Source organism: Streptomyces sp. NPDC048659 (assembly GCF_040650575.1).
GTDB lineage: Bacteria > Actinomycetota > Actinomycetes > Streptomycetales > Streptomycetaceae > Streptomyces.
Genome location: NZ_JBEZHM010000135.1, coordinates 1 through 3,720 on the forward strand (window position 1 = coordinate 1; position 3,720 = coordinate 3,720).

The window sequence follows — 3,720 nt, forward strand, 5'->3', positions numbered from 1 at the left end:
GGAGGCGTGCCGCACCGCGTCCGCGAATGCCGAGGCCCGGCACGGAGGGATCTTCCGGGCCGTCGCCGACAGCCCCCTGACCAAGCCCGCCGAGCCCGGCCTGGCCCGGCCTGCCAGCGCTTACGTTTCCGTTTCCGCTCAGGCGGCCACGGGTGTCGGCTCGTGGCTCGCGTAGGGCTTCGTGATGATCTCCATCCCGTGCCCGGCCGGATCCAGGAAGTAGACGCCGCGGCCACCGTGGTGGTGGTTGATTTCGCCCGGCTGCTTCATGTGGGGATCCGCGTAGTACGTGATCCCGGTATCTGCGATGTACGAGAGGGCCGCGTCGAACTCCTCGTCCGAGACGAGGAACGCGTAGTGCTGCATGACGATGGACTCCGCCGGGATGGCGGCGAAGTCCAGGGTGACGCCGTTTCCGGTGGCCACGGGGATGAACGGGCCCCATTCGGTCCCGACCTCAAGGCCCAGGACGCGCGCCAGGAATTCGGCGGACTCCCGGTTGTCCCGGGCGTGGATGATGATGTGGTTCAAGTCGACTGACATGTGTGGAATGCCTCCGCAAGGCAATCTCACGGGCACCTCCATGCCTCACCCGGTCGGTGACCGACACGCGATGCCGTGCCCGCGATCTTAGGTCAGCGTCATGCGGGACGTCGAGAGTTGTTGCCGAGTGGCCGACCGGCCGGCCGACCGGCGCCTCCCCGCCGTTCGAACGTCTGGACCGCGCGGCGCGGACGGGAAACGTCCGCCGTCTGCCGCGCCCGCAGGGGCATCGCCGCCGACCGCGGCCGCCGCTCCTGGTCGTGTCACGCCACATCTCGGTCGGAAGTCGCGTACCGACGCGCGAAATCGATCATCTGGAGAAAACTTCGGTCGCTCGGGGGATAACTCGGGGCCGGGATCGTCGGGTGGGGCGAAGGCGCGTGATGCGCCCCCAGTCACAGGCCCAATCACAGCCTCACTCGCACCCCCAGTTACTCAAGATGGAGATCAAGTCCATGACGTCGTGCTTGGCTTTGCCCGAGCTCGCCGCGGTCGCGGCGGCAGCGGTGCAGACCGTGGCCGCCGTGGTCCAGATGTGGTGGGACCGCCGGTCGTACCGGGCCGGGACCACTTTGGAGCCCGGGGCCGCCGAGGCCGAACCCGAACCCACCAAACCCCTGCCCGCGTCCGTAGCCTCCCCGACGGTGGCGGCGGGGGTCGGCGTGCACATCACCGTCCTCCCCGGCGCACGGGTGGAGATCGCGGTCTCCGCGCCCGCCTCCGCCGGTGCGGGGCCGCTGGGTTCGGTCAAGGAGAACAGCCCGTGGTAGGAGGCGGTTTGACCGTGCGGCCTTCGCTCAGCGAGGTGGAGCAGCGCCTGCTGGACTGCTACACGATGTACATGGCCACCGAGCCACAGATCCTGTTCAAGATGTACGGGCCGCTGCTGTCGCGGGAGTCGTGCGAGGACATCGCGCAGGAGGCGTACGACAAGGTGGCGGACAAGGCCGCCGCCGGCGAGCTGCAGTCGGTGCAGACGCTGCCCGGATACCTGAGGACCGCCTCGCGGAACCTCGCCAAGGACGCCCTGCGCGCGTTGCGGCGGGATCCGGTCCGCTACGACAGCGAGCTCGTCGCCCAGGTCCCGCCGCCGCCCCGGGTGTCGTCCGAGGACGCCGAGCTCCTGGAGCGGGTCGTCATCGTCATCGACGCGTTGCCCCGCACCCGGCGCCGCAAGGTCGCCCAACTGCAGAGCCAGGGACTGGAGGACGCCGACATCGCCGCCGCGCTCGGCATAGACAGGCACCGGCTGCACAAGGACCGCTCACGCGTCGTCGACGAGCTGCGCGGCAAGCTGGGCAAGAACATCAGAGACGGCCATCGCAAGCAGACACGACGCGTAGAGAAGAAGGACGGGTGACGGCGGTGCGCCGCTTCAGCGAGGACAACGGCGCCGGCAGCAGCCCCGCGCCCGAATCTGCTGGCGGGCTGCTGGCCCTCCGCAGGCAGTTGCAGGGGCCGCCGGACTTCTGGGACCGGCCCGACGGGGACTTCGGCCCCCTGGACCGCATCTCCCCCTACACGGTCGAGGCCCGCCGGAAGGCGAACACCTTCTACCGCCTCGGATCGAAGGCGTTGCTACGGGATGACCTCGCCCCCGCGGTCGACTGGCTGAGCGTCGCCGCGGCCGCCGGCCACCCCGGCGCGCTGTTCCGCCTCGCGGTGATCACCCTGCGCCAGGGCGAGGACTGGACGCCGGACGCGCGGCTCCTCCTCTCCCAGGCGGCCCAGCACGGGCACGAGGACGCCCGCCGCCTCCTACGCGCACCGGACGCCGCGAGCCCGGCGGGGGAGGGTGCGAGGCCGCAGGACGAGACTTTCTTCGAGGAGGTCCACGAGCTTCTCTCCGCCTTCGCCCCCGGTTCCGCGCCTTCCTCTGCCCCTGCCGAGGACGGCGTGTCCTCCGAATCCCGACAAGTCGCCGATGAGTCAGATCAGTCGCCCATGCGGGAGAACGCGACGGCGACGGCGACGGCGATGGCGGATACGGAGACGGATACGGATACGGGAACGACGACGGGAACAACAGGCGCGGGAGCCCCCGAGCCCGGGACGGGCGTATCCGACCTGGTCCTGGTCTCCGCGCCCGTACTGCCGACCATCCCGAGCCCGTCCCCGCGCCCCACCGACGACCCCGCCGCCCCCAGGGCCCAGCTGCACTCCGTTCCCGCCGGCCTGTCGCTGGCCCTGCCCGACCTGCGGGAGGAGCCCGCCCGCCCGCACGGTCTGATCCTGCCGAGCGGGTCGCCCTGGTGGTCGGCCAACGCCCTGCGACCCGCCACGCTCAACCAGCTCGCCAGGCCCGCGTCGCCGCCCGCCGCCGTGCCGGAGAGGTGGCAGATCACCCGGCGGGCGCGTGACCTGCTCCAGCTGATCGGGCCGGACGGCATCGACACGCGCACTCTCGCCCGGCGCACCGGGGCGGCGCTGAGCTTCGTCGTCCAGATGCTCCACTGGCTGCGTGAGCAGCGGTTCCTGGAGTCCCGCGACGGCATCCACTACCCCGGCGAGCTCATGACGAGCCTCACCCGGGGCTCCCTGCTGACCGAGACCCTCGCCGAGCTGCGCGACGAGCTCGGGGCCGCCGTCTACATCAGCTCCTACACCGACGGCGAGATCGTCATCCAGGAGGCGTCCTCCAGCGACACCGCACCCGCCGTCAACGAGCAGACGCCGTTCGGGCTGAGCGCCCACGCGAATGCCGTCGGCAAGAGCCTGCTGGCCCAGCAGAACTTCGCCTCGCGCATGGACCACCTCAGCCGCTACCCGTTCATCCAGCTCACCGACCGCACCATCACCGACGAACGCACGCTCTTCCAGCACCTCGACACGGACGGCCCGCACGCCGCCCAGTTCGACCTCCTGGAGTACGCCGACACCGACCTCTGCGTCGCCTACTCCCTCGGCCTGCCGAACCGCGCCTCCAGCCTCGCCCTGTCCATGCCCGCCACCCAGCACTCCCGCCTCATCACGGCCGCCCGCACCCTCAGCCGCCGCGCGACCGGCATCCTCCTCGCCCACCTCCTCGCCGACGACGTCCACCAGCCCACCGTCCACCACACCGGACGCTGGGAGAACGGAACAGCCGAGGCGCGCCACGCGCTGCCGTAACCGGTCGGGCCCGGCGCACACGCGTGTGCGCCGGCTTCGACACCGTCCGCGAGCGGTCCCAGCGCG

The 3,720-nt window shown here is 71.2% G+C and carries 4 protein-coding genes; 3 read left to right on the forward strand and 1 reads right to left on the reverse strand.

What is annotated here, in order from left to right; all coding sequences use genetic code 11:
- Positions 1-138 precede the first annotated feature (138 nt).
- Positions 139-543, reverse strand: a complete 405-nt coding sequence (locus tag AB0C99_RS39570; protein WP_362485340.1) for a VOC family protein — start codon at positions 541-543, stop codon at positions 139-141.
- A 455-nt stretch (positions 544-998) separates the two neighbouring features.
- On the opposite strand from AB0C99_RS39570, the gene AB0C99_RS39575 reads away from it, so the two are divergent.
- From AB0C99_RS39575 to AB0C99_RS39585, 3 genes are read left to right on the forward strand one after another with little or no spacing between them, the layout of a single operon-like run.
- The gene (locus tag AB0C99_RS39575; RefSeq protein WP_362485342.1) at positions 999-1,313 is read left to right on the forward strand and encodes a hypothetical protein; all 315 of its coding nucleotides are present in this window, start codon (positions 999-1,001) and stop codon (positions 1,311-1,313) included.
- An 8-nt stretch (positions 1,314-1,321) separates the two neighbouring features.
- Positions 1,322-1,903 (forward strand): hypothetical protein, encoded by a 582-nt coding sequence (locus tag AB0C99_RS39580; RefSeq protein ID WP_362485344.1) that lies wholly within the window; start codon positions 1,322-1,324, stop codon positions 1,901-1,903.
- Complete coding sequence (locus AB0C99_RS39585; protein WP_362485346.1) at positions 1,900-3,654, forward strand: IclR family transcriptional regulator C-terminal domain-containing protein; 1,755 nt, start codon at positions 1,900-1,902, stop codon at positions 3,652-3,654. The genes AB0C99_RS39580 and AB0C99_RS39585 overlap by 4 nt, the downstream gene beginning before the upstream one ends.
- Positions 3,655-3,720: the final 66 nt, after the last annotated feature.